25 protein-coding genes are annotated in these 24,360 nt (G+C 66.5%); 17 read left to right on the top strand and 8 right to left on the bottom strand.

What is annotated here, in order from left to right; all coding sequences use genetic code 11:
- The gene (locus ACSFB7_RS03295; protein WP_435467013.1) at positions 1 to 264 is read right to left on the bottom strand and encodes a hypothetical protein; all 264 of its coding nucleotides are present in this window, start codon (positions 262 to 264) and stop codon (positions 1 to 3) included.
- A gap of 260 nt (positions 265 to 524) precedes the next feature.
- Here ACSFB7_RS03295 and ACSFB7_RS03290 point away from each other — a divergent pair, with 260 nt between their 5' ends.
- On the top strand, positions 525 to 2,441 hold the full coding sequence (locus tag ACSFB7_RS03290; protein WP_435467011.1) for a hypothetical protein: 1,917 nt from the start codon (positions 525 to 527) through the stop codon (positions 2,439 to 2,441).
- A gap of 56 nt (positions 2,442 to 2,497) precedes the next feature.
- On the opposite strand, the gene ACSFB7_RS03285 is transcribed toward ACSFB7_RS03290, so the two are convergent.
- From ACSFB7_RS03285 to ACSFB7_RS03270, 4 genes are all read right to left on the bottom strand, one after another.
- Positions 2,498 to 3,001, bottom strand: coding sequence for a murein hydrolase activator EnvC family protein (locus tag ACSFB7_RS03285; RefSeq protein ID WP_435467009.1), 504 nt, complete (start codon positions 2,999 to 3,001; stop codon positions 2,498 to 2,500).
- Between the two features lie 138 nt (positions 3,002 to 3,139).
- The gene (locus tag ACSFB7_RS03280; RefSeq protein WP_435467008.1) at positions 3,140 to 3,628 is read right to left on the bottom strand and encodes a CreA family protein; all 489 of its coding nucleotides are present in this window, start codon (positions 3,626 to 3,628) and stop codon (positions 3,140 to 3,142) included.
- Between the two features lie 8 nt (positions 3,629 to 3,636).
- Complete coding sequence (locus ACSFB7_RS03275) at positions 3,637 to 4,188, bottom strand: NUDIX hydrolase (protein WP_435467006.1); 552 nt, start codon at positions 4,186 to 4,188, stop codon at positions 3,637 to 3,639.
- A gap of 25 nt (positions 4,189 to 4,213) precedes the next feature.
- Complete coding sequence (locus ACSFB7_RS03270) at positions 4,214 to 4,915, bottom strand: fumarylacetoacetate hydrolase family protein (RefSeq protein WP_093237409.1); 702 nt, start codon at positions 4,913 to 4,915, stop codon at positions 4,214 to 4,216.
- A gap of 148 nt (positions 4,916 to 5,063) precedes the next feature.
- On the opposite strand from ACSFB7_RS03270, the gene ACSFB7_RS03265 reads away from it, so the two are divergent.
- The 3 genes from ACSFB7_RS03265 to pgeF are packed head-to-tail and all read left to right on the top strand — an operon-like array spanning position 5,064 to position 7,434.
- Positions 5,064 to 5,978, top strand: coding sequence for a tetratricopeptide repeat protein (locus ACSFB7_RS03265; RefSeq protein WP_435467003.1), 915 nt, complete (start codon positions 5,064 to 5,066; stop codon positions 5,976 to 5,978).
- Between the two features lie 22 nt (positions 5,979 to 6,000).
- The gene (maiA, locus tag ACSFB7_RS03260; RefSeq protein ID WP_435467001.1) at positions 6,001 to 6,639 is read left to right on the top strand and encodes a maleylacetoacetate isomerase; all 639 of its coding nucleotides are present in this window, start codon (positions 6,001 to 6,003) and stop codon (positions 6,637 to 6,639) included.
- Positions 6,640 to 6,654: 15 nt separating this feature from the next.
- Positions 6,655 to 7,434 (top strand): peptidoglycan editing factor PgeF, encoded by a 780-nt coding sequence (gene pgeF / locus ACSFB7_RS03255; RefSeq protein ID WP_435468066.1) that lies wholly within the window; start codon positions 6,655 to 6,657, stop codon positions 7,432 to 7,434.
- Here pgeF and ACSFB7_RS03250 read toward each other — a convergent pair.
- Entirely contained in the window at positions 7,366 to 7,692 is a 327-nt protein-coding gene (locus tag ACSFB7_RS03250) for a hypothetical protein (RefSeq protein WP_435468064.1), read from the bottom strand. The genes pgeF and ACSFB7_RS03250 overlap by 69 nt on opposite strands.
- 113 nt (positions 7,693 to 7,805) lie before the next feature.
- Between ACSFB7_RS03250 and phaC the strand changes: the two genes are divergently transcribed.
- Together phaC and ACSFB7_RS03240 are read left to right on the top strand one after the other, a co-directional pair.
- Complete coding sequence (phaC, locus tag ACSFB7_RS03245) at positions 7,806 to 9,566, top strand: class I poly(R)-hydroxyalkanoic acid synthase (protein ID WP_435466999.1); 1,761 nt, start codon at positions 7,806 to 7,808, stop codon at positions 9,564 to 9,566.
- 42 nt (positions 9,567 to 9,608) lie between these two features.
- Positions 9,609 to 10,787, top strand: a complete 1,179-nt coding sequence (locus tag ACSFB7_RS03240) for an acetyl-CoA C-acetyltransferase (protein WP_435466997.1) — start codon at positions 9,609 to 9,611, stop codon at positions 10,785 to 10,787.
- Between the two features lie 36 nt (positions 10,788 to 10,823).
- Here ACSFB7_RS03240 and ACSFB7_RS03235 read toward each other — a convergent pair whose 3' ends face one another.
- Positions 10,824 to 11,462 (bottom strand): glutathione S-transferase family protein, encoded by a 639-nt coding sequence (locus tag ACSFB7_RS03235; RefSeq protein ID WP_435466995.1) that lies wholly within the window; start codon positions 11,460 to 11,462, stop codon positions 10,824 to 10,826.
- 30 nt (positions 11,463 to 11,492) lie between these two features.
- Between ACSFB7_RS03235 and yghU the strand changes: the two genes are divergently transcribed.
- The 3 genes from yghU (at position 11,493) to ACSFB7_RS03220 (ending at position 13,350) form a co-directional block, all read left to right on the top strand.
- The gene (yghU, locus tag ACSFB7_RS03230; RefSeq protein WP_435466993.1) at positions 11,493 to 12,371 is read left to right on the top strand and encodes a glutathione-dependent disulfide-bond oxidoreductase; all 879 of its coding nucleotides are present in this window, start codon (positions 11,493 to 11,495) and stop codon (positions 12,369 to 12,371) included.
- Positions 12,372 to 12,388: 17 nt separating this feature from the next.
- The gene (locus ACSFB7_RS03225) at positions 12,389 to 12,979 is read left to right on the top strand and encodes an NADPH-dependent FMN reductase (RefSeq protein ID WP_435466991.1); all 591 of its coding nucleotides are present in this window, start codon (positions 12,389 to 12,391) and stop codon (positions 12,977 to 12,979) included.
- A 62-nt stretch (positions 12,980 to 13,041) separates the two neighbouring features.
- Positions 13,042 to 13,350: a 1-deoxy-D-xylulose-5-phosphate synthase gene (locus ACSFB7_RS03220; RefSeq protein WP_435466990.1), complete on the top strand. Its 309-nt coding sequence runs from the start codon at positions 13,042 to 13,044 to the stop codon at positions 13,348 to 13,350.
- Positions 13,351 to 13,911: 561 nt separating this feature from the next.
- Here the strand turns inward: ACSFB7_RS03220 and ACSFB7_RS03215 are convergent.
- Entirely contained in the window at positions 13,912 to 14,823 is a 912-nt protein-coding gene (locus ACSFB7_RS03215) for a LysR family transcriptional regulator (protein ID WP_435466988.1), read from the bottom strand.
- A 92-nt stretch (positions 14,824 to 14,915) separates the two neighbouring features.
- Between ACSFB7_RS03215 and ACSFB7_RS03210 the strand changes: the two genes are divergently transcribed.
- The 8 genes from ACSFB7_RS03210 to ACSFB7_RS03175 all read left to right on the top strand — a co-directional run bounded on the left by ACSFB7_RS03210 (position 14,916) and on the right by ACSFB7_RS03175 (position 24,333).
- Positions 14,916 to 15,953: a tripartite tricarboxylate transporter substrate binding protein gene (locus tag ACSFB7_RS03210; RefSeq protein ID WP_435466986.1), complete on the top strand. Its 1,038-nt coding sequence runs from the start codon at positions 14,916 to 14,918 to the stop codon at positions 15,951 to 15,953.
- Positions 15,954 to 15,960: 7 nt separating this feature from the next.
- The gene (locus ACSFB7_RS03205; RefSeq protein WP_435466984.1) at positions 15,961 to 16,869 is read left to right on the top strand and encodes an HTD2 family dehydratase; all 909 of its coding nucleotides are present in this window, start codon (positions 15,961 to 15,963) and stop codon (positions 16,867 to 16,869) included.
- 22 nt (positions 16,870 to 16,891) lie between these two features.
- The gene (locus ACSFB7_RS03200; RefSeq protein ID WP_435466982.1) at positions 16,892 to 18,073 is read left to right on the top strand and encodes a CaiB/BaiF CoA transferase family protein; all 1,182 of its coding nucleotides are present in this window, start codon (positions 16,892 to 16,894) and stop codon (positions 18,071 to 18,073) included.
- Complete coding sequence (locus tag ACSFB7_RS03195; protein WP_435466980.1) at positions 18,070 to 18,939, top strand: HpcH/HpaI aldolase/citrate lyase family protein; 870 nt, start codon at positions 18,070 to 18,072, stop codon at positions 18,937 to 18,939. The genes ACSFB7_RS03200 and ACSFB7_RS03195 overlap by 4 nt, the downstream gene beginning before the upstream one ends.
- A gap of 44 nt (positions 18,940 to 18,983) precedes the next feature.
- Positions 18,984 to 19,991, top strand: coding sequence for a tripartite tricarboxylate transporter substrate-binding protein (locus tag ACSFB7_RS03190; RefSeq protein WP_435466978.1), 1,008 nt, complete (start codon positions 18,984 to 18,986; stop codon positions 19,989 to 19,991).
- A 142-nt stretch (positions 19,992 to 20,133) separates the two neighbouring features.
- Entirely contained in the window at positions 20,134 to 20,889 is a 756-nt protein-coding gene (locus tag ACSFB7_RS03185; protein ID WP_435466976.1) for a DUF3348 domain-containing protein, read from the top strand.
- A gap of 10 nt (positions 20,890 to 20,899) precedes the next feature.
- The gene (locus tag ACSFB7_RS03180) at positions 20,900 to 23,686 is read left to right on the top strand and encodes a DUF802 domain-containing protein (protein ID WP_435466974.1); all 2,787 of its coding nucleotides are present in this window, start codon (positions 20,900 to 20,902) and stop codon (positions 23,684 to 23,686) included.
- On the top strand, positions 23,686 to 24,333 hold the full coding sequence (locus ACSFB7_RS03175) for an OmpA family protein (protein WP_187109423.1): 648 nt from the start codon (positions 23,686 to 23,688) through the stop codon (positions 24,331 to 24,333). The genes ACSFB7_RS03180 and ACSFB7_RS03175 overlap by 1 nt, the downstream gene beginning before the upstream one ends.
- The last annotated feature ends 27 nt before the right edge of the window (positions 24,334 to 24,360 follow it).

Here is a 24,360-nt window from a genome sequence, read left to right as displayed (position 1 = left end):
CTAACGAACGGTCGACATGACCGTCGCACGGCACCTGGCGCGGTCGAGGTGCGTGGGCAGCACGATGCAGTTGTCGTAGGCACGTTGCTGCATGTCGCTCAGCCGCGGCCTGTCGCGGGCAGGTGGTTCCCGGTCGGAGTCGTAGTAGGGGCGCGAGGGCGGGGCGCCGTAGTACTCGTAGTCACGATCCCGGCTGTGGCGATTGGTCTCGCAACCGGCAAGGCACAACAAGGCCAACATACCGCCCCAAGCAAGCAGACGCAAAATTCTTCTCCTCCGTTTCGAGGGCGGGCTGCAAAAGGTGCCCGGCCTCGGTGGCGCAAAGCTTAGGGCCGCACCCGGGGCGCAAGCTGAAGGGATCATGAACGCCTGATGAATGGCTCCTGAGGCCATGCATTCACAACAAGCGGCGCAGCGGCATCCATAAAACAGAGGATGGTGGGCAGGAGGGGGTCATCGAAGAATCGCAACGCTCGTGTGACGAGTTGATTCTTTTGTTTGACCCCTTTCATCCAGAACCCTCCATGAAAACAAATTCCACGACCCCGGCTGCTTCAACCCAGTTCTACAGGACGACGCGCTGCGCATGCGCCGTGGCGCTCCTGATCTCGCTCGTCGCCTGCGGTGGGGGCGGGGGTGGCGGCGGTGGCGGGTTCGCCGGCTTTCCCGTCGGCGGTGGCAACACCCCGCCGCCGGCGAGCGATCCGCCGGCCGTGGCCCAGGGCTTCTCGGGCACGGCGGCCGCCGGCCTGCCGCTGTCGGGCAGCGTGACCGTGAAGGACGCGAAGGGCGCCACCAAGACAGTGCCGCTGTCGACCGACGGCAGCTACAAGGTCGACGTGACCGGCATGACCGGGCCCTTCGTCTTTCGCGCCGAAGGCACGGTGGGCGGCCAGCGCACGGTGATCCATTCGGCGGCCACGTCCGCCGATGCCAACGGCACCATCAACATCACGCCGCTGACCGACCTCGTGGTGGCCAACATCGCGGGCCGGCTGGCCGACAAGTACTTCGACGGCGGCGACTTCGGCTCGCTGACGGCGGACCAGCTGAAGGCCGAGTCCGAAGGCCTGAAAGCCAAGCTGCTGCCGGTGCTGCTGGCCATGGGCGTGGACGCGAGCATCGACCTGCTGCGCACCGCCTTCACGCCGTTGTCGAGCGCGCTGGACAAGGCGCTCGACGTGCTGCGCGTGAGCGTGGACCCGGCGACCAACGTGGCGACCATCACCAACATCGTGACGCAGCAGCAACTGGTGGACGACCTGGCCGTGAAGGCCGCGGCCGAAACCGCGACCACGCCGATGAGCGGCGCTGGCATGGCCACAGCGGCGGACGACATCACGCTGATCCGCAAGGTGCTGTCGGACTTCACGGGCAAGTTCGCGAACGGCCTGGCGTCGCCGGGCGACCTGACGCCGTTGCTGACCAGCACCGATCCCGTCACCGGCGCCTACGACTTCCGTTCTTCCGACATGACCGCGACCGACTTCGTCAATGAATCGGTGGCGGACGTGAACCTCGTCGGCGCCAGCTTCGCGGACGTGGTGATCCAGAAGATCAACTACACCATCGACGCCAACAACCAGAGCCCGCGCGCCTTTGTCGAATTCACGCACAAGGACAAGAACGGCGTGGCCTTCAGCAACAACCAGGGCATGCAGATCGTGAAGGGCACCGACGGCACCTGGCGCCTGCGCGGCGACGGGCGCGTGCTGGACCTCAACCCGCATGTGCAGGCCATCAAGGACAACGCGACGGGCTGCGTGAGTTCCGCATTCCAGTTCCTGATCCAGGACACGAACACCAACAACAGCGGCAACATCGCTTCGGTGGTCGTCACCGGGCCGGGGCTTCCTTCGGGCGGCCTGCGTCACATGCGACCGTCGCTTGGCGGCTACTGGCCGCTGCAGGGCTCCAGCAACAACAACTTCTTCTACCTGACGTCGAACTGCAGCAGCAACAACCTTCCGCCCGGCTTCGTGGCCATGTCGGACAGCGACATCGCGGCGATTCCGGCAAGCCCCGAGTACACCTTCACGGCGTACCTGAGCGACGGCGTGACGGTCGCGCAGCGCGGCGGCTTCGACATCATCTACAAGCACCGCTTCCATGGCCGGCCGCTCACGCTGGCGGAGACTTCGGCCGTCGCCTTCCCGGCTTTCACGACCACGCCGGCCCTGTCTTCGTACAGCGGTGGCAGCGATTTCACGATCAGCGCGACGGGCCTGAACCCCGGCTTTGCGGCCGAGTTCTTCCTGAACCTGACCACGGGCCCGACCGCCAGCGCGACGGACCGGGTCGACCTGGCGCCAGCCAGCGCGGGCACCGCATCGAAGACCTTCAACCTTCCGGCCGCATCGGGTCCGGTCGTCTACCGGAACATGTTCGTCAGCACCTATGACGCGAACTGGCGCGACATCGTGGTGAGGGCTCAGAACTGATGCATTGAAAAAGCCCCCGAAAGGGGGCTTTTTTTATGAGGGGAGAGTAGGGAAGCCTACTGCTGCAGCAGCCCGTTGAGATAGGGCTCCGGATTGACGGCGTTGCCGTTCTTGCGGATCTCGAAGCGCAGCTTCACGCGATCAGCGTTGCTCTTGCCCATCTCGGCGATTTTCTCGCCCTGGCGCACCACCGCGTTTTCCTTCACGAGGATGGCGCTCAGGTGGGCGTAGGCCGTGAGGTAGGTCTCGTTGTGCTTGACGATCACCATGTTGCCGTAGGCGGGCAGCTCGCCACCCACGTACACCACGCGGCCATCGGCCGAGGCGACGACCGCATCGCCCAGGTTGCCGGCGATGTCGATGCCCTTGTTGCTCACGCCGTCGAAGCGCGAGATGACGTTGCCACTCGCGGGCCGGATGAACAGCGCCTGGCGCTGCACCGGTGGCGCGACGCCGGGGCCGGTGCGTTGGGGCGTGAGATCGACCGTTGTGCAGGCTGCGAGGCTCGCGGCCATCAGCGCTGCGGCAGCGGAACGGAAAACAAAAGTCTGAAGGTGCATGGCGCTGTGTTGGAACGGATTCGTTGAGGAGGGTTCCTTCGGTTCGGCCCGCAGGGCGCGCCGACCGGACGATGCTAGCAAACTCGTGCGCCGACCCTTTGAGAAGAACCTGGCGCGAAGGGCCATTGAGGGCCGCCGCTACTTGAGCGGGATCGGCGTGCCGCGATCGATGGGCACCGCCGTCACGCTGTTCTTGGGCGAGCCGTCGATCAGCAGGTCGGAGTAGGTCAGGTAGACCAGCGTGTTGCGCTTGGGATCGACCATGCGCACCACGCGCAGGCGCTTGAAGAGCACCGACAGCCGTTCGCTGTAGACCTCTTCGCGTTTGGGCAGCGGCTGCGTGATGCTGACCGGGCCGACCTGGCGGCAGGCGATGGAAGCTTCGGCCTTGTCCTCGGCCACGCCGAAGGCGCCGGCAATGCCGCCGGTCTTGGCACGCGAGACATAGCAGGTCACGCCGCTGACCTTGGGGTCGTCATAGGCTTCGATCACGATCTTGTGGTCGGGGCCGATGAGCTTGAAGGCGGTGTCGACTTCGCCCACCGTGTCCGCCTTGGCCGCGGATGCCGCCAGCGCAAAGCCCAGGCCGGCGCCGCACAGGAGGGTGGCGCGAAGTGTCTTGTTCATGTGTGATTTCAAACGATGCTGAGTTCGTGCACGCGGTCGAAATTGCCGCGCCGCCGGTCTTCGAAGAAACGCTCCAGTGCTTCGCGCACGGTGCGAAAGGCGATCTCGTCCCAGGGAATTTCTTCCTCGGCGAAGAGCCGGGCCTCGATGGTCTCGTGGCCCGGATCGAAGCGGTCGTCGAGCAGGCGGGCGCGGTAGAACAGGTGGACCTGGCCCACGCGCACCACGCTGATCACCGCGAACAGGCCTTCCATCTCGAAATTGGCACCGGCCTCTTCCGTCGTCTCGCGGGCGGCGCCCTGGGCGGTCGATTCTTCCAGCTCCATGAAGCCGGCGGGCAGCGTCCACTTGCCCCAGCGCGGCTCGATGTTGCGCTTGCACAGCAGCACCTTGTCGCCCAGCACGGGGATGGTGCCCACCACGTTCAGCGGGTTCTCGTAGTGGATCGTGTGGCAGGCCGGGCAGACGGCGCGCGGCTTGGTGTCGCCGTCGTCCGGAATGCGGTAGACCACCGCGGTGCCGCAGTTCTTGCAATGCTTGATGGGTACGCGCAGGAGCATGTGGCCGTCTTCGTGTCTTCGTTCTTCAGACGACCTTGACGGTCAGCTTCGGCAGGCCCGCCACTTCACCCACCAGGGTGTCGCCGGCCACCACGGCGGCCACGCCTTCGGGCGTGCCGGTGAAGATCAGGTCGCCGGGTTGCAGTTCCCAGGCGGCCGAGAGGTGCTCGATGGTTTCGGCCACGTTCCAGATCAGCTTGCTCACGTTGCTGCGCTGGCGGTCGGTACCGTTGACCTGCACGGAGATTTCTGCCTTTTCGGCATCACCGGCCTGTGCCACGGGCACGATCGGGCCGATGGGCGCGCTCTGCTCGAAGCTCTTGCCGATGTCCCAGGGGCGGCCCTGCTTTTTCATGTCGTTCTGCAGGTCGCGGCGCGTCATGTCCAGGCCGACGGCGTAGCCGTAGATGTGCTTGTGCGCATCGGCCGCCTTGATGTTTTTACCGCCGGTGCCGATGGCGACCACGAGTTCGATCTCGTGATGCAGGTTCTTGGTGAGCGTGGGGTAGGCCATGGTGCCGGTCTGGCCCGCATCGACCACCACCACCGCGTCGGCGGGCTTCATGAAGAAGAAGGGCGGCTCGCGGCCGGTGAAACCCATTTCCTTGGCGTGATCTTCGTAGTTGCGGCCCACGCAGTAGATGCGGTGCACGGGAAAGCGGGCGGGCTGGCCGACCACCGGAATCGAAACCGTGGCGGGCGGGGCGAAAACAAACTCGGAAGCCATTGCGACGTGTCCTTTGTCAGCGAAACCTGTGGGGGAGACCGGCAGTGTGCCAGAGGCAGGGCGGGGTTGCCTTGGCGGCCCACCGGGATCGGCGGGCGGACCACAATAGACGCCCCGCGCCGTTCTTCGTTCCTTTCTCCCTTTCACCATGCCCCTTCGACTCGGCAAAGCCGGCAAAGCCACCGCCCTCAACGAACTCGGTCGCCAGCGCGACGAAGACGGCGACCAGGACGGCGCGCTGCACGCCTATCTGCAGGCCGGCCAGGCCCATCCGCAGTGGGCTGTGCCCTGGTTCAATGCCGGCCTGATCCACAAGTACCGCGGCGACTGGGCCGCCTCGCTGGCTGCCAATGCAGAAGCGGTGCGCCGCGATCCCGGCAACGAAGGCGCGCTGTGGAACCTCGGCATCGCCGCCACGGCGCTGGGCGACTGGGCCACGGCACGGCGCGCGTGGCAGCGCTACGGCATCGGCGTGCCCGATGGCGACGGGCCGGTCGACTTCTTCATCGGCCTGACGCCGATCCGCGTGCATGGCGACGAAGCCAGCGAGGTCGTCTGGTCGGACCGCATCGACCCGGCGCGGGCCATCCTGCGCAATGTGCCGACGCCCGCCAGCGGACACCGCTACGGCGACCTCGTGCTGCACGACGGCGCGGCCAACGGCTACCGCCTGCGCGGCGAGCGCGAGGTGCCGGTGTTCGATGCGCTGGAGCTGATTGCCCCTTCCGATTACGCGACCTACGAGGTCTTGATCGAGGATGCGACAAGCGCAGACATCGACGTGTTGATCAAGCGCTTCGAGGCAGCCGGCGGCAGCGCCGAGAACTGGAGCACCAGCATGCAGATTCTTTGCAAGGCCTGCTCCGAAGGCCGTCCCTACGGCGAGGGACACGACCACCCGCCCGGCGAAGCCCCAGGCGAGACAGGCCCCTGGCGCATCGGCATCGCTTCCCGGGAGGAAGCGGCGGCCCTGCGCATCCTTGAAGAATGGCGCGTTACCACCACCCCGAAAGCCGGGCTGCACGACCTGCGTTGCGTGCTGCCGGCTGTCGCGCGCTCATGACGGGCGCTATGCTTGGGAAATCATGAAGCTGCATAACTATTTCCGCTCCTCCTCCTCGTTCCGCGTGCGCATCGCCCTTCAGTTGAAGGGCCTCGATTTCGACTACGTTCCCGTGCATATCGCGCGCGGCGACCATCGCACCGGCCCGTACGCCGCCCTCTCGGCCGACAAGCTCGTGCCGTTGCTCGAAGACGAGGGCGAGCGCTTCTCGCAGTCGATGGCCATCATCGAATACCTCGACGAAACGCACCCCGAGCCGCCGCTGCTGCCCAGCGACCCCGTGGGCCGCGCCCATGTGCGCGCACTGGCGCAATCCATTGCCTGCGAGATCCACCCGCTCAACAACCTGCGCGTGCTCAAGTACCTCGTGAAGGACCTGAAGCTCGACGACGAAGCCAAGAACGCCTGGTATCGCCACTGGGTGCGCGACGGCATGCTGGCCTTCGAGCGCCAGCTCGAGCAGTACCCCGGCAGCACCTTCTGCTACGGCAACACGCCGACCCTGGCCGACTGCTGCCTGGTGCCGCAGGTCTTCAACGGCCGCCGCTTCGACTGCGACTTCAGCGGCCTGCCGCGCAGCATGGCCGCCTTCGAGGCCTGCATGGCGCTGGACGCCTTCCAGCGCGCGCAGCCTTCGCAGGCGCCCGACGCGGAAGCCTGATTGAGCGCCGCCCCCATGCACGCGCACTGGCTCGTGCCGGAATGGCCCGCGCCGTCGAACGTGCGGGCCGTGTGCACCACGCGGGATGGTGGTGTTTCGCAGGGGCGCTACGAAAGCCTGAACCTCGGCGATCACGTGGGTGACCTGGCGGCGGATGTGGCCACGAACCGCGATCGCCTGCGGCAGGCCATCGGCGCGCGGCCGGTCTTTCTGCAACAAGTGCACGGCACCGGCGTCGTGGCGCTCGACGCCGATCAGGACATCGTGCGCGACGGCACGGCGGCCGATGCCTGCACCGCAACGGCCATCGGCCTGGCCTGCACGATCATGGTGGCCGATTGCCTGCCCGTGCTTTTCACCGACGAGGCCGGCGAGCGGGTGGCTGCCGCGCACGCCGGCTGGCGCGGCCTTGCCGGTGGCGTGCTCGAACAGACCGCCAGAAGCTTCATGCCCGAATCGGAAGCTGGTTCAACGCATGGCGCTAGCAAAGTCATAGCGTGGCTCGGACCCTGCATCGGCCCGAAGGCTTTCGAGGTCGGCCCCGAGGTCAAGGCCGCTTTCGAGGCCCACGCGCCCGAAGCCGCAGCCTGCTTCCGGTCCGCGCCTGCACCCGGCAAATGGCTGGCCGACCTGCCCGCGCTGGCCCGCCAACGGCTGCGCGCGGCGGGCGTCGACGCGGTCTACGGCAACGATGGCAGCGACGGCTGGTGCACCGTCACCAACCCGTCACGTTTCTTTTCGCACCGGCGCGACGGCATCAGCGGGCGCTTCGCCGCCCTGGTCTGGAAGGCTTGAGCTTGCTGCAACGGCCGCTGCCGCCTTGGCAGCGGCGGCACGGCGCGCGTCTTCCTGTGCCTGGGCCTCACGCTGCTTGATCGCGCGACGGCGGGCCGGCGCGCCCATCAGGTAAACCACCAGTGCCACCGGCGCCAAACCGTACAAAAGAAATGTGAAGATGGCGCCCAGCACGGTGCCGGTGGTGTTGGTGGCTTCGGCCACCGCCATCATCACGACAACGTAGAGCCAGCCGATGACGATCAGATGGATGAACAAAACAGGTTTCAGTCGGTAAGGGGAAAGAGCGGCGTTGTCGGTGCCGTGCGAATGCAGGATACTCAAAACACGCACCCATCCGGATTCGACTCAGGCGAGGACCAGGAGACATGATGAAGCAACAAGCGACGGGGGCGGATGCATTCGCGCCCTTCCAGAAGGCACTTTCGCAGGGATGGACCCAGGCGCTGGAATCTTTCCAGCAGTCCGCCACGCAAGGAGGCTCGGCCTTCAACGTCGGCGGCAGTCCGCTGTGGCAAATGCCGCAGATGCCGCAGTCGGCCAAGATGCCCGAGCTGCCCAAGTTCTCCATAGCCCCCGAAAAGCTGCAGGCCATCCAGCAGCAGTACGTGACGGAAGCCGCCGAACTCTGGCGCAACGGTCTGCACGCAAAGCCCGAGGGCGACAAGCGCTTTGCCAGCGAAGCCTGGGGCAGCAACCCGCTGGCGGCTTTCTCTGCCGCCGTGTACCTGCTCAACGGCCGCACCATGCTCAGCATGGCCGAATCCATCGACGCCGACGAAAAAACCAAGGCGCGCATGCGCTTCGCGGTCGAGCAATGGATGGCGGCGTCGTCGCCCAGCAACTCGCTCGCCTTCAATGCCGAAGCGCAAAAGAAGGCCATAGACAGCCAGGGCGAGAGCATCGCCAAGGGCATCCAGAATCTGCTGAACGACGTCAAGCAGGGCCACCTCAGCATGACCGACGAAAGCGCCTTCGAAGTGGGGCGCAACGTGGCCACCACCGAGGGCGCCGTGGTGTTCGAGAACGAGCTGTTCCAGTTGCTCGAATACAAGCCGCTCACCGCCAAGGTGTACGAACGGCCGTTCCTGCTGGTGCCGCCTTGCATCAACAAGTTCTACATCCTCGACCTGCAGCCCGAGAACTCGCTGATCCGCTATGCCAATGAGCAAGGCCACCGTGTGTTCGTGGTGAGCTGGCGCAACCCCGACGAGTCGCTCGACAAGGCCACGTGGGACGAGTACATCGAGAACGCCGCCATCAAGGCGATCCACGTCGCGCAGGAAATCAGCGGCAGCAAGCAGATCAACACGCTGGGCTTCTGCGTGGGCGGCACCATCCTGAGCACCGCGCTGGCCGTGCTCGCGGCGCGCGGCGAGAAACCGGCCGCGTCGGTCACGCTGCTGACCACCTTTCTCGACTTCAGCGACACCGGCATCCTCGACATCTTCGTGGACGAGACCATGGTGGCCTACCGCGAAATGCAGCTCGGCAAGGGCGGGCTGCTGCCCGGCGGCGACCTGGCCTCGACCTTCAGTTTTCTGCGGCCGAACGACCTCGTGTGGAACTACGTGGTCGGCAACTACCTCAAGGGCGAGACCCCGCCGCCCTTCGACCTGCTGTACTGGAACAGCGACGCCACCAACCTGCCGGGCCCTTTCTATGCCTGGTACCTGCGCAACACCTACCTTGAGAACAAGCTCGCGAAGCCGAATGCGCTCACGGTGTGCGGCGAAAAAATCGACTTGGGCAAGATCGACATTCCGGCCTACATCTACGGCTCGCGCGAAGACCACATCGTGCCCATCGGCGGCGCGTATGCGTCGACGCAGTTGCTGCCGGGCAAGAAGCGCTTCGTCATGGGCGCATCGGGCCACATTGCCGGCGTGATCAATCCGCCAGCGAAGAACAAGCGCAGCCACTGGATTCGCGAAGACGGCAAGCTGCCGAAAACGCAGGCCGAGTGGCTCACGGGCGCGCAGGAGCACCCCGGCAGCTGGTGGACCGACTGGGCACAATGGCTCAAGGGCCACGCGGGCAAGCAGGTACCGGCGCCCAAGGCCTACGGCAAGGGCAAGGACTACCAGGCGAGCGAGCCGGCACCGGGCCGATACGTCAAGGCACGGGCCTGACCCCTCATCCTCAGATTTCAAATCACCTCAACGGAGAACCTCATGGAAGACATCGTCATCGTTTCGGCAGCGCGCACGGCGGTCGGCAAATTCGGCGGCTCGCTCGCGGGCATCTCGGCCACGGAGCTGGGCGCCATCGTCATCAAGGAAGTGATTGCGCGTGCCAACCTCACGGCCGACCAGGTGGGTGAGGCCATCATGGGCCAGGTGCTGGCGGCCGGTGCCGGCCAGAACCCCGCGCGCCAGGCATGGCTCAAGGGCGGCGGCACCAAGGAAACGCCGGCGCTCACCATCAACGCCGTGTGCGGCTCGGGCCTGAAGGCCGTGATGCTGGCGGCGCAGGCCGTGGCCACGGGCGACAGCGAGATCGTCATCGCCGGCGGCCAGGAAAACATGAGCGCCGCACCGCACGTGCTGCCCAACTCGCGCAACGGCCAGCGCATGGGCGACTGGAAGCTGGTCGACACCATGATCGTGGACGGCCTGTGGGACGTCTACAACCAGTACCACATGGGCATCACCGCCGAGAACGTGGCCAAGAAGTTCGGCATCGACCGTGCCGCGCAAGACGAACTGGCGCTGGGCAGCCAGACCAAGGCCGCCGCCGCGCAGGACGCCGGCAAGTTCAAGGACGAAATCGTCGGCGTGAGCATTCCGCAGAAGAAGGGCGACCCCATCGTCTTCAACCAGGACGAGTTCATCAACCGCAAGACCAGCGCCGAAGTGCTGGCCGGCCTGCGCCCCGCTTTCGACAAGGCCGGCGGCGTGACCGCGGGCAATGCCTCGGGCCTGAACGACGGGGCAGCCGCCGTGATGGTGATGACGGCCAAGAAGGCCGCCGCGCTGGGCCTGAAGCCCCTGGGCCGCATCGCCAGTTACGCCACCGCCGGCCTCGACCCCGCCATCATGGGCATGGGCCCGGTGCCCGCCTCGACCAAGGCACTGCAGCGCGCCGGCTGGAAGGCCGCCGACCTCGACCTGCTCGAAATCAACGAAGCCTTTGCCGCACAGGCCTGCGCCGTGAACCGCGAAATGGGCTGGGACGTGAACAAGGTGAACGTGAACGGCGGCGCCATCGCCATCGGCCACCCCATCGGCGCGTCGGGCTGCCGCATCCTGGTGACGCTGCTGCATGAAATGCAACGCCAGAACGCCAAGAAGGGCATTGCCTCGCTGTGCATCGGCGGCGGCATGGGCGTGGCACTGACCATCGAACGCTGATCGGCAGGGGGCCTGGCGCCCCGTCGTCGTTGCCGCTCAGCGCGACATCGACGGCCGTAGTGCCATGGCCGCGCGCCAACGCAGCAAGTCAGGATGCTGCTCCCCGGGCTTGACCCGCACCACGCGGGCAAAGTCCACCGCCACCACTGCGGTGATGTCGGCAATGCTGAACCGGTCGGCAGCGATGAAGTCGCGGCCGGCCAGCCGTTCGTTCAGCGTCTCGAAGAAGTGATTCACCCGCGCCAGTCCGCGCTGCGCCAGCTCGGGTATCTGGGCGTAGTTCACCGGCCCGGGCAGCGCCCGGTCGGCCATGGCGGGCGAGCCGTTGCGCAGCGTCTCGGCGATGGCCAGCAGGCCTTCGAATTCGATGCGCCAGTTCCAACTGGCGATCTCGGCTTTTTCCCGTGGCGTGCTGCCCATCAGTGGTGGCTGCGGATAGCGGGCCTCCAGCCATGCCGCGATGGCGGCGTTGTCGGTCAGCAGCAACCCGTCTTCATCATCGATGCGCAGTGCCGGCACCGTGCATTGCGGATTGATCGCGCGGTAGGCGTCGCCCATTTGCTCACCACGAGCGAGGTCTACCTGCATGGTCTCGTGGGCAATGCCCTTTTCGGCCAGCAGGATGCGCGCGCGCCGCGGGCTGGGTGCGGTTGCGCAGTCGTAGAGAATGATCATCGTCCGTCCAACTCCTCGGGAACACATCGCATGAATGGCACCACGGCCTACACGCCGCCCACCGTCTGGTCCTGGAACAAGGAAAGCGGTGGCCGCTTCGCGAACATCAATCGCCCGATTGCCGGCGCCACGCACGAGAAGGACCTGCCGGTGGGGCGGCACCCGCTGCAACTCTATTCGCTGGCGACGCCCAATGGTGTGAAAGTGACGGTGATGCTGGAAGAACTGCTGGCGCTGGGCCATACCGGCGCCGAGTACGACGCATGGCTGATCCGCATCAGCGAAGGCGACCAGTTCGGCAGCGGCTTCGTGGCGGTGAACCCGAACTCCAAGATTCCCGCGCTGATGGACCGCAGCGGCGACACACCCATTCGCGTGTTCGAGTCCGGCGCGATCCTGCAGTACCTGGCCGAAAAGTTCGGCGGTGCCTTTCTGCCGACCGAACGGGCGGCCCGCGCCGAATGCCTGTCGTGGCTGTTCTGGCAGATGGGCAGCGCGCCGTACCTGGGTGGCGGCTTCGGGCACTTCTATGCCTATGCGCCGACGAAGATCGAATACGCCATCGACCGCTTCGCCATGGAGGTCAAGCGCCAGCTCGACGTGCTCGACCGACGGCTGGCCGAGAGCCGCTACCTGGCAGGCAACGACTACACCATCGCCGACATCGCCGTCTGGCCTTGGTACGGCACGCTCGCCAAGGGGCAGCTGTACGAGTCGGGCGAATTCCTGCAGGTGAGCGAATACAAGAACGTGCTGCGTTGGACCGACGAGATCGCGCAGCGCCCGGCGGTGCAGCGCGGCCGCATGGTCAATCGCGCATGGGGCCAGCCGAGCAGCCAACTGCACGAGCGCCACGACGCCGGCGACTTCGCGACCCGGACGCAAGACAAGTTGGAAACACCCACCTGAGCGCGAGGCCTGCAACCATGAGCGACAGGATCCTGGTCTTCTATGGTTCGTACCGTTCCGACCGCATGGGCGTGCGGCTGGCGGACTACATCGTCTCGGGCATCCGGGCGCGTGGCGACGATGCAGAGCTGATCGATGCGAAAGAGGTCGACCTGCCCATGCTCGACCGCATGTACAAGGAATACCCCAAGGGCACGGCGCCTGCGGCCATGGAAGCCCTGGCCGAAAAGATCCGCACGGCCGACGCCTTCATCTTCGTCACCGGGGAATACAACTGGGGGCCGCAGCCGGGCCTGAAGAACCTGACCGACCATTTCCTCGAAGAGTGGTTCTGGCGGCCGGCAGCCATCGCGAGCTATTCGGCGGGCCGCTTTTCCGGCGTCCGCTCGGGCACCGTGTGGCATTCGATCCTGTCGGAGATGGGCATGGTCGTTGTGTCGAGCACGCTGGCGGTCGGGCCGATTTCGCAGACGCTGGATGCGAACGCAAAGCCGACGGGGCCGGCGGGCGAATCGCTTGAGCGGTCGTTCGGCCGGTTTGCGGAAGACCTTGCGTGGTGGACTGAAGCTGCGCGGGAGCAACGGGCGCGCAAGGCACCGCCTTACTGAATACACCTGAGCGCCGAGCAGGCGCAGTCGCACCGAAGGGGATGAGGATGAAGGACCGGATCATGTACATCGAATCGAAAGCGGGTGGCCTGACGGGGCCGGCTCGAATCGGCCGTGTCACCTTCTCCAAGTCAGGTGCAACGCTGTATTACGGGCAGAAAGCATTTCGAAGCCTCAAGGGAATTGGCTTCAAGTCCAACTACTTCGACGTCGAGACCGGGGACCACTACTGGATTTCGGGCCCGCGAAAAGACGGGAACGACGCGCTCTATGCAACCCATGTGCGGCCCGTGGTCGATGCCGACGTCCTGGAAGCGTACTGGTCGGGAATCCGAGGTCTCGCGGTGCCGCATCAATCAGCGCAGCAATGAACGAGGGCTGCAACTGAGGGGCGCACTGCACCGCAGTAAGAGCGACAACGGCTTGGGCCTGGACCCGGTGCAGGTCTTCGCGTACCGCGACGGCCGATAGCCCGCAATGCAAGCCTCATTTGTCGGTGCTCGGCCATCTTGTTCACCGCTCAAAATTTAGGCATTCTGACTATTCCCTTTATAAAACAACGACTTGGAAACTCTTTACAAGGCTTCGCATGAGTTATCCCCAAAGTTGTGCACTGAAAATGGGGATGAAGCGGGTTTTCCCGGGCTTCGCCGGCAAGTCGAAGTTCTATGGAGTCTTTTGTGTTCAAAAAAACCGAGCCGAACCCGACTTTCGAGCCATTTGGGACTAATCGGCACCCCGGAGGCGGCCAATCTTGTTCACTGCTCAAATTTTGAGCAAACTAAGGAATATCCTTGTAAAACAACGAGTTAAATTGCTTTTACAAGGCTCCTCCTGAGTTACCCCCAAAGTTGTCCACGGAAAATGGGGACGGCACGGACTTGTTCACAATCCGGCTGCAAGTGGCTGTTTTTCCAGCCTCGCGGCGGCGCTCAGGCCGATTCGGTCTGCTGTCCCGCGTAGTGCCGGCACAGCGTCTCGACCAGCGCCTGCGCATAGATCGGCAGCGCCGCCCGGTCCCGCACAAGCAGATAGCGCTCCCGCACGCACCACGCGTCGCTGAGTTCGATCAGCGCGAGTTGCATGCTTTCCTGGTTGCGCCGCGCGGCCGACTCGGGCACCACGCCAATGCCCACGCCGCTGCCGATCATCCGGCACATGGCATCGAAGCTGCCGAGCTGGATGCGCAGCTTCTGCCGCTTGCCGAGGTTGTCGGTGATCTGCGCCAGGAAGGCCTGCAGCGTGCTGCCTTGCTGCATGCCGATGGCGTCTTCGTCCAGCGTTTCCACGAATGAAATCTCGCGGCGCTTCGCGAAGCGGTGCTGGCTCGACGTCACGAGCACCAGCCGGTCGGTGCTGAAGTGAATGGCCTCCAGCCCGAGCGTGTCGACGCGGCCGGCCACGATGCCGATGTCGGCGCGGCCGTCGAGCACGCCGCGCGGGATCTGAGCATTCGGTTTTTCCTGAAGGTCGACGTTGATGCGCGGGTTGCGCGCCAGAAAGCCCGGCAGGATCTCGGGCAGGAAGTCGGTCACGGCCGTGGTGTTGGCGAACACGCGCAGGTGGCCACGCAGGCCGCCGCCGTATTCGAGCAGGTCGGCGCGCAGTTGCTCGGTCTGGCGCAGCACCAGCCGCGCGTGGTGCAGGAAGGCTTCGCCCGGTGGCAGCAGGCGCACGCCGCGTGCCTCGCGCTGCAGCAATTGCAGGCCTGCCTGGGTTTCGAGCGCCTTGATGCGCGCGCTGGCCGCCGCCAGCGACAGGTGCTGCCGCTCGGCCGCGCGGGTGAGGTTGCCCAGCTCGGCGGTGGCCACGAACAGCCGCAGGTCGGTGAGGTCGAAAAGCATCGGGCGATGGTAGCCAAGCCTTCGGGATTTCAAAAGACTGGCTTTTGAAATCGCAGATTGCGCGCGCGGGGAGGGCGCACGACCATGCGGGCATGGAGACACAACACGAACCAGCAAGCAACGGCTTCAAAGTCCGCTGCTCTGCCAACAAGCGCTTTCGCGCATTCGCACTGCTGGCTTTTGTCGCCGCAGCCACTCTGGTCCACGCGGGCCCGGCGAGCGCCGAGCCATACCCCTCGCGCCCCGTCACGCTCGTGGTGCCGCAGGCGGCCGGCGGCACCAACGACATCGTCGGGCGCCTCGTCGGCCAGAAGCTGGGCGAGGTGCTGAATAACGCGAGCGTGGTGGTCGACAACCGGCCCGGTGCCGGCGGCAACATCGGCACGCAGCTCGTCGCCAAGGGGCCGAAGGACGGCTACACGCTGCTCATGACGATCAGCAGCAGCCAGGCGATCAACCCGGCGCTCTACAAGAACCCGGGCTTCGACCCGGTGAAGGACTTCAAGCCGGTCGGCCTGATCGGCGCGGTGCCCAACGTGCTGCTGGTCAACCCGTCGTTTCCGGCGAAAGACTTCAGCGAATTCCTGAAGCTCGCGCGGCAGAAGGGCGCCAACTACCAGTACGCCTCGGCCGGCAACGGCACGCTCAACCATCTGCTGGGTGAAATGCTCAACAGCATGGCCGGCATCTCGCTGCAGCACGTGCCCTACAAGGGCGTGGCGCCTGCGCTCAACGACGTGCTGGGCGGGCAGTTGCCGATCGTGTTCGCGAGCCTGCCTTCGGCGCTCGCGCACATCAAGGCCGGCAAGTTACGCGCGCTGGCGGTGAGCGGCGACAGGCGCTCGCCGGTGCTGCCCGACGTGCCCACCATTGCCGAGGCGGTGCCGGGCTACAACGGCACGCTGTGGATCGGCCTGTTCGCGCCCGCAGGCGTGCCGGCCGATGTGCTGGCCACGCTGCAGGAAGCCACGCGCAAGGCACTCGCCGCGAAGGACCTGCGCGACAAGCTCGAGCAGCAGGGCGTCGAGATCGCGCCGCCCACCTCGCCCGATCAATTTTCGAAACTGCTGCAGGACGACCTGGCCAAGTGGGCACGCATCGTCAAGGCCTCCGGCGCTGCGGTCGATTGAAGAAGCCATGAGCAATACCCACCCTGAAAAATCCTCCCCGCTGATCGACGGCGAAGCACTGGCAAAGCTGCAGGCCTGGCAGGGCCGCAGCGAAACGCTGACCGACGACATCAACGCCACGCCCGTGCGTGCGTTCTCGGCCACGCTCGACCGCGACGACCCATTGCCCGTGGCCGGCACGCATCTGCCCGCGCTGTGGCACTGGCTGTACTTTCTTCCGCACCACCGTCAGTCCGAGATCGGCGAGGACGGCCATGCCAAGCGCGGTGGCTTCCTGCCGCCCGTGCCGCTGCCGCGCCGCATGTGGGCCGGCGGGCGCCTGAACTGGGAGCCGGGCAATCCGCTGCAGGTGGGCGACAAGATCGAGCGCACGTCGACCATCGTGTCGGTCACCCACAAGGCCGGCCGCAGCGGCGAGCTGGTGTTCGTGCTCGTGCGCCATGAGGTGCGCAACGAACGCGGCCTGGCGCTGACCGAGGAACACGACATCGTGTACCGCGCCGCCGCCGAACCCGGCGAGAAAGCACCACCACCGACGCCGGCACCGAAGGACGCCACCTTCAGCCGCGACATCGTCCCCGACGACGTGCTGCTGTTCCGCTACTCGGCGCTGACCTTCAACGGCCACCGCATCCACTACGACCGCCGCTACGTGACGCAGGTCGAGGGCTATCCGGGCCTGATCGTGCACGGCCCGCTGATCGCGACCTTGCTGGTCGACCTGCTGCGCCGCAACGTGCCGGGCGCGCAACTGGCGCGCTTCGAGTTCCGCGCCGTGCGCCCGACCTTCGACATCGCGCCGTTCCGCGTGCATGGCAAGCCGGCCGAAGGCAGCAATGACGGCAAGACCTTCAGCCTCTGGGGCGAAGACGCCGATGGCTGGCTCACGATGCAGGCCACGGCCGTGCTGGCCTGAAAACAAGAAGGAGGAAAGACACATGACAAGACCTCTGGATGGCATCACCGTCGTGTCGCTCGAACATGCGATCGCGGCACCGTTCTGCACCCGGCAACTGGCCGACCTCGGCGCCCGCGTCATCAAGGTGGAGCGGCCCGGCGACGGCGACTTCGCACGGGCCTACGACGGACGCGTGCTTGGCGAGGCCTCGCACTTCGTGTGGGTGAACCGCTCCAAGGAAAGCATCACGCTCGACCTGAAGCAGCCCGCCGCGCTGGCCGTGCTGCAAGAGCTGGTGGCCGATGCCGACGTGCTGGTGCAAAACCTCGCACCGGGCGCGGCGGCGCGCATGGGGCTCGGCGCAGCGGCGCTGCAGGTTAAACATCCGAAGCTCATCGTCTGCGACATCTCGGGCTATGGCGAAGACGGGCCGTACCGCGACAAGAAGGCCTACGACCTGCTGATCCAGAGCGAGGCGGGCTTTCTGTCGGTCACGGGCACGCCCGACGATCCGTGCAAGTCGGGCAACTCCATCGCCGACATCGCGGCCGGCATGTATGCGTACACCGGCATCCTGGCGGCGCTGCTCCAGCGCGGCAAGACCGGCAAGGGCTCGCACATCGACGTGTCGATGCTCGAATCGCTCGCCGAGTGGATGGGCTACCCGATGTACTACGCCTACGACGGCGCGCCGCCGCCGCCGCGCAGCGCCGCATCGCACGCGACGATCTATCCGTACGGGCCGTTCCCCGCAGGCGATGGCGGCACGGTGATGCTGGGCCTGCAGAACGAGCGCGAGTGGCGCGCGTTCTGCGAGAAGGTCTTGCTGCAGGCCGGACTGGCGACCGATGTGCGCTTCGACAGCAACGCGCGGCGCAACGAGAACCGCGAAGCCTTGCGCGCGGTGATCGTCGAGACCTTCGGCGCGCTGAGCACCGCGCAGGTGCTCGAACGCCTCGATGCAGCGCAGATCGCCAACGCGCGCATGAACGACATGGCCGGCCTCTGGGCGCATCCGCAGCTGCAGGCGCGCGAGCGCTGGCGGCAGGTGGGTTCGCCGGCGGGCGATATTCCGGCCCTGTTGCCGGCGGGGCGGCAGAGTGCCTTCGACTACCGCATGGACCCGGTGCCGGCGGTCGGCGAGCACACCGAAGCGATCCTGCGCGGCCTCGGGCGCAGCGATGCGGACATTGCGGCGCTGCGCGAGGCGAGGGCGGTGTGAGCGGGGTGATCAGTACGCCTTTGGCACTGGCGCGCACCTTCCTTTTCGTGCCGGCCGACCGGCCCGAGCGCCACGCCCGTGCGCTGGCGACGGGGGCGGGCGGCGTGATCGTCGATCTTGAAGATGCCGTGGCGCCCGAGCGCAAGGCGACCGCTCGTGCGGGGCTGGCCGCTTCGTTCGCCGCGCTGCCCGGGGCGGACCGCAAGCGCCTGCTGGTGCGTATCAACGCAAGCGGTACGCCGTGGCACGACGACGACCGTGCGGCGGTCGGCGAGTTGGTGGCGCAGGGGCTCATCGCCGGCGTCGTGCTGCCGAAGGCCGAACAGGTTGCCGATCTGCGGCAACTGGCACAGGCCGTCGGCCCGCAGGGCGTGCTCGTGCCATTGATCGAATCGGCCGCCGGTCTTGAGGCGATCAACGAACTGGCCGCAGGCCCGCAAGTGCTGCGGCTCGCCTTCGGCAACCTCGACTTCCAGGCCGACCTGGGGCTCGCCTGCGATACGGACGAAGCCGAGCTGGTGCCCGTGCGCCTGGCGCTGTTGCTGGCCTCGCGTCGGGCGGGCCTGCCCGCACCCATCGATGGCGTGACGCCCGACTGGCGCAATGCGCAACGCCTTGCTGCCGATGTTGCGCGTGCCCGGCGCGGCGGCTTCGGAGCCAAGCTGTGCATTCACCCCGATCAGGTCGCACCCGCGCACGCCGCGCTCGGCCCCAGTGCTGAAGAGCTGGCATGGGCCCGCCGCGTGATCGACGCTACTCAGGCCGCAGGCGGCGGCGTGGTCAGCCTCGACGGCCGCATGGTCGACGCGCCCGTGGTGCGGCTGGCGCAACGCCTGTTGGCACTCGACGCACAGGCCCCGCCCTGAGCCGCGGCGGCAGCAGATTCCCAATAACCAAAGGAGACAACGAAGTGACAGCAACGAAGAAGAACTGGAAGGTCCGCAGCCTGCTCGCGGCATCGCTGGGCGCATGCCTGCTGGCCGGCCAATCGCCCGCAATGGCCGAGGCAGCCTGGCCCGACAAGCCCATCGTCATGGTCGTGCCGTACTCGGCCGGCGGCCCGACCGACGTGGTGGCGCGCATGCTTGCCATTCCCATGGGCAAGTCGCTCGGGCAGACCGTGATCGTCGAGAACACGGTGGGCGCGGGCGGCACCATCGCGCCCACGCGCGTGGCCAAGGCGGCGCCCAACGGCTACACCATCCTGATCCACCACATGGGCATGGCCACCGCGCCGGCGCTCTACAAGAAGCTCAACTACGACCCGCTGAAAGACTTCGAATACGTCGGCCAGGTGATGGACGTGCCGATGACGCTGCTCTCGCGCAAGGACTTTCCGGCCAACAACTTCCAGGAGCTGCTGGCCTACGTGAAGGCGAACAAGGACAAGGTCACGCTCGCCAACGCCGGCACAGGCGCGGTGTCGCAGCTTTGCGGCCTGCTGTTCATGCATCAGATCGGCGTGCAGCTCACGACCATTCCCTACAAGGGCGCCGGCCCCGCGCTCAACGACCTCATGGGCGGGCAGGTCGATCTGCTGTGCGACCAGACCACGCAGACCGCGCCGGTCATCAAGGACGGCAACCGCGTGAAGGTGTTCGGGGTGACCACGCCCAAGCGGCTGTCGAGCATGCCGAATATTCCGACGCTCGACGAGCAGGGCCTGAAAGGCTTTGACGTGAAGGTGTGGCACGGCATCTACGCGCCCAAGGGCACGCCGCCGGCCGTGATCGAGAAGCTGAACATTGCCTTGCGCGCCGCGCTGCAGGACGACATGGTCAAGAAGCGCTTTGCCGAACTGAGCACCGAGGCCGCGCCGATGGACAAGGTCACGCCCGAGGCGCTGCGCACGCACCTCGCGGCAGAGATCGACAAATGGGGCAAGGTGATCCGCGCGGCGGGGGTGCAGGCGGACTGATCCGGGGAGGCGCCGACGCTGCCGCCATCGAGGCGGGTGCCGGTGCCTGGCAGGATGTCACGCAAGGTTACCTCTGCTGGGCGGGGGTGAGGCTCGGCCGCGTTTCTCCAGTGTAGACTGCCGAGTTTTTCGTTCGGGCGGTATGGCGCAAGCTTCACAGCGCACAGTTTTTCACGGCTCGACGCTCGTTCGCCTCCTTTCTCGACTGACCGACATCGACGTCCGCGAATCCAGACAAGGCACTGCGGACCGATTGAGCCAATGGTTCGGCTGGACCGACGCCATCTCGCTGTCCGCGGCGCTGGACGGCAGTCCGGCGGCCGTGCAGTCCAGCGCGCGTGCGTCCGGCAGCGCCGAAGAAACCGAATTCACCCGCGTGCGCGCTGCATTGACACAGGCCATCGCCGAAGACAGCGCACCCACGGTCGTCAAGAAGCGGGGCAACCCGCTTGCGGCCGCCGCACCTGCCGGCGACACGCCCGTGGACGCCGCACCCGCTTTCGCCCCCTATCGCCGACGCTACCTCACCCGGCAGCAGGCCATGGAAACGCGCATTGCCCCGTTGCGCGCGCGCGTGCGGGCCACATTGGCGGTCAGATCGCCCGCCATGGCCCGGCTCGCCGCCGTCGATGTGGTCATGGAACAGGCGCTGGCGGCCCAGGAGCGCCGCTTGCTGGCGACCGTGCCCGTGCTGCTTGGAACGCATTTCGAGCGCCTGCGCCAGGCCGCCCAGCCGGCGCCGGACGACACACAAGCGCCGGCCGAACCCGACAGCGAAGCCCCGTCCACCGAGTGGCTGAACGTTTTTTGCAAACACATGCAAGACGTGCTGCTCGCTGAACTCGATATCCGATTGCAACCGGTCGAAGGGCTGCTCGAAGCCCTGCGCACCAGTTAACCAGACCCCCATGAAAAGATTTCTTCACTACGCCGCATTCTTCGTAGGCTTGGCCGCCGTGTGCTGGGTCGCCGTCGGGTACATCGGCTCCAACCCGCTGGCGCTGTTGATCACGCTGCTCATCGGCGCGTTCTACCTGATGGGTGCGCTGGAACTGCACCGCTTCCAGCAGGCCACTGGCACCCTGTCGCATGCCGTGACCGACATGCCCCAGCCTCCGGCGAGCCTGGGCCAATGGCTCGACCAGTTGCATCCTTCGCTGCGCAACGCGGTGCGCCTGCGCGTCGAAGGTGAGCGCGTCGGCCTGCCCGGCCCGGCCCTGACGCCGTACCTCGCAGGGCTGCTGGTGCTGCTCGGGATGCTGGGCACCTTCCTCGGCATGGTGGTCACGCTGAACGGCACCGGCTCGGCGCTGGAACATGCGACGGACCTGCAGGCCATGCGCGCTTCGCTGGCGGCCCCGGTCAAGGGCCTGGGCGTGGCGTTCGGCACCTCGCTGGCCGGTGTGGCCGCGTCCGCCATGCTCGGCCTCGTGTCCGCCCTGTGCCGCCGCGACAGGCTGCAGACCGCGCAGTTGCTCGACACACGGATCGCGACCACCTTGCGCGTCTTCTCGCTGGCGCACCAGCGCGAAGAGTCCTTCAAGCTGCTGCAGGCACAGGGCCAGGCGATGCCGGCGCTGGTCGACCGGCTGCAGCTCATGATGGAAGCGATGGCGCAGCAGAACCATGCGCTGAACGAGCGCCTGATCTCCAGCCAGGACAACTTCCACGGCAAGGCCGAGGCCGCCTACGCCAGCCTGGCCACCTCCGTCGATCATTCGCTCAAGCAGAGCCTGACCGAAGGCGCGCGCATCGCCGGCGCGACCATCCAGCCGGTCGTCGAAGCCACCATGGCCGGCATCGCACGTGAAACCGCCGCGCTGCACGACACCGTCGGGCACAGCGTGCAGCGGCAACTGGACGGCCTGTCGAGCCGCTTCGAAGCCAGCACCGCCACCGTGGCCGACATCTGGAAGAGCGCGCTCGATGGGCATCAGCGCGCGAGCGAGGAAGTGTCCAAAGACCTGCGCAACTCGCTCGGCCAGTTCGCCGAGACCTTCGAGCAACGCTCGGCCTCGCTGGTGGACAACGTCTCCGCCCGTCTCGAAGCCACGGTCGGCAGCATGTCGGACAACTGGCGCGAGGCGCTGGCGCAGCACGAGCGCGCGAGCCAGACCCTGTCGGGCGACACGCACCGTGCCCTGACGGCCGCTTCGGCCACTTTCGAGCAGCACTCGGCGTCGCTGCTGCACACGGTCGGGCAGGCCCACACCGACCTGCAGACGCAGATGGCGTCGCGCGACCAGCAGCGGCTCGCGGTCTGGACCCAGTCGCTCGAAGCGATGGCGGTGTCGCTGCAGCAGGAATGGCAACAGGCCGGCGCGCGCAACGAAAGCCAGCAGCAGGAAATCTGCAGGACGCTCGCGGAAACCGCCCGGGAAATCACCGTCCAGACCGAAGCGCATGCGAAAAACACGATCGCCGAGATCGGCCAGCTCGTGAGCGCCGCGTCGGAAGCGCCGCGCGCCGCAGCCGAAGTGATCGCCGAGCTGCGCGGCAAGCAGGCCGACTTCGAGCAGCGCTCGGTGTCGCTGCTGCAGACGGTGGGCCAGGCCCACACCGACCTGCAGACGGAAATGGCGTCGCGTGACCAGCAACGGCTCGCCGCCTGGACCCAGACGCTCGAAGCCATGGCCACGTCGCTGCAGCAAGAATGGCAGCAGGCCGGCATGCGCGGCGAGAACCAGCAGCAGGAAATCTGCAGGACGCTCGCCGAGACCGCCAGCCAGATCTCCGCCCAGGCGGACGCACACGCGAAGAGCACGATCGCCGAAATCAGCCAGCTCATGCAGACCGCCTCGGAGGCGCCACGCGCCGCGGCGGAAATGATCGCCGAGCTGCGCGGAAAGCAAACCGACTTCGAGCAGCGCTCGGTGTCGCTGCTTCAAACGGTGAGCCAGGCTCACACCGACCTGCAGACGGAGATGGCATCGCGTGACCAGGAGCGGCTCGCCGCCTGGACCCAGACGCTCGAAGCCATGGCCACGTCGCTGCAGCAGGAGTGGCAGCAGGCCGGCGTTCGCAGCGAGAACCAGCAGCAGGAAATCTGCAGGACGCTCGCCGAAACCGCCCGCGAGATTTCCACCCAGACGGAAGCCAGCGCCAAGAGCACCATCGCTGAAATCGGCCAGCTCATGCAGGCTGCGTCGGAAGCGCCGCGCGCTGCGGCCGAAGTGATCGGCGAGCTGCGCCAGAAGCTGACCGACAGCATGGCGCGCGACAACACGATGCTGGAAGAGCGCAGCCGCATCCTCGGCACGCTGGAGACGCTGCTCAATGCGGTGAACCATGCCTCCACCGAACAGCGCACGGCCATCGACGCACTGGTTGCCGCATCGGCGGACCTGCTGGACCGCGTGGGCACGCGCTTCACCGACAAGGTCGATGCGGAAACCGGAAAGATGGCCGAGGTCGCCGCGCAGATCACCGGCAGCGCCGTCGAGGTGGCGAGCCTGGGCGAGGCCTTCGGTTTCGCCGTGCAGCTCTTCACCGAATCCAACGACAAGCTGGGGGCGCATCTGCAACGCATCGAAGGCACGCTGGGCAAGTCGATTGCGCGCAGTGACGAGCAGTTGGCCTACTACGTGGCGCAGGCGAGGGAAGTGATCGACCTGAGCATCATGTCGCAAAAGCAGATCGTGGAAGACCTGCAGCAACTGGCCAGCCGGCGGATCGCGGCGGGCAGCGAAGCGTGATGACCGAGGACATCGACGCAGGCGTCGAGCCGACGGTTCCCGTGTGGGCCGTCTTCGGCGACCTGATGGCGGGGCTGCTGGGCGCCTTCGTGCTGATCCTGGTGTGCGTGATCGGCATGCAGCTCGAACTGGCGAACAAGCTCGAAGCCGAGGTCAAGCAACGACAGATCGAGGCGAAGCGGCTGCAGACGCTGGAGCAGGCCCTGGCAGGGCCGCTCGCTGCGGGCCGGGTGACGCTGAACAACGGGCGCATCGGCATCAGCGGCAACGTGCTGTTTGCTCTCAACTCTGCGGAGCTGCAACCTGAAGGCCGCCAGTTGCTCAAGAGCCTGTCCGCGCCGCTGACCGCGTACCTCCAGTCTCGCGACGAGATCCTGATGGTCAGCGGCTTCACCGATGACCGGCAGGTGCGCGGCGGCAACCGCCAGTTCGCCGACAACTGGGAGCTGTCGGCCCAGCGCGCGCTGACGGTGACGCGGGCGTTGATTGAAGAAGGCCTGCCGTCGTCCTCGATATTCGCTGCAGCCTTCGGCGCCGAGCAGGCGGTGGCGTCGAATGCGGATGCCGATGGCCGGTCCCGCAACCGGCGCGTGGAAATGGCGCCGACGCCCCGGCCGTCGAGCGCAGCACAGAAGCCCCGTGAGTAACGACGACGCAGGCGCAACCGGCACGGC

It is taken from the genome of Variovorax raffinosi (assembly GCF_051216615.1).
In the GTDB taxonomy this organism is placed as follows: domain Bacteria; phylum Pseudomonadota; class Gammaproteobacteria; order Burkholderiales; family Burkholderiaceae_C; genus Variovorax.
This window is presented reverse-complemented; position numbering and strand designations above follow the sequence as displayed.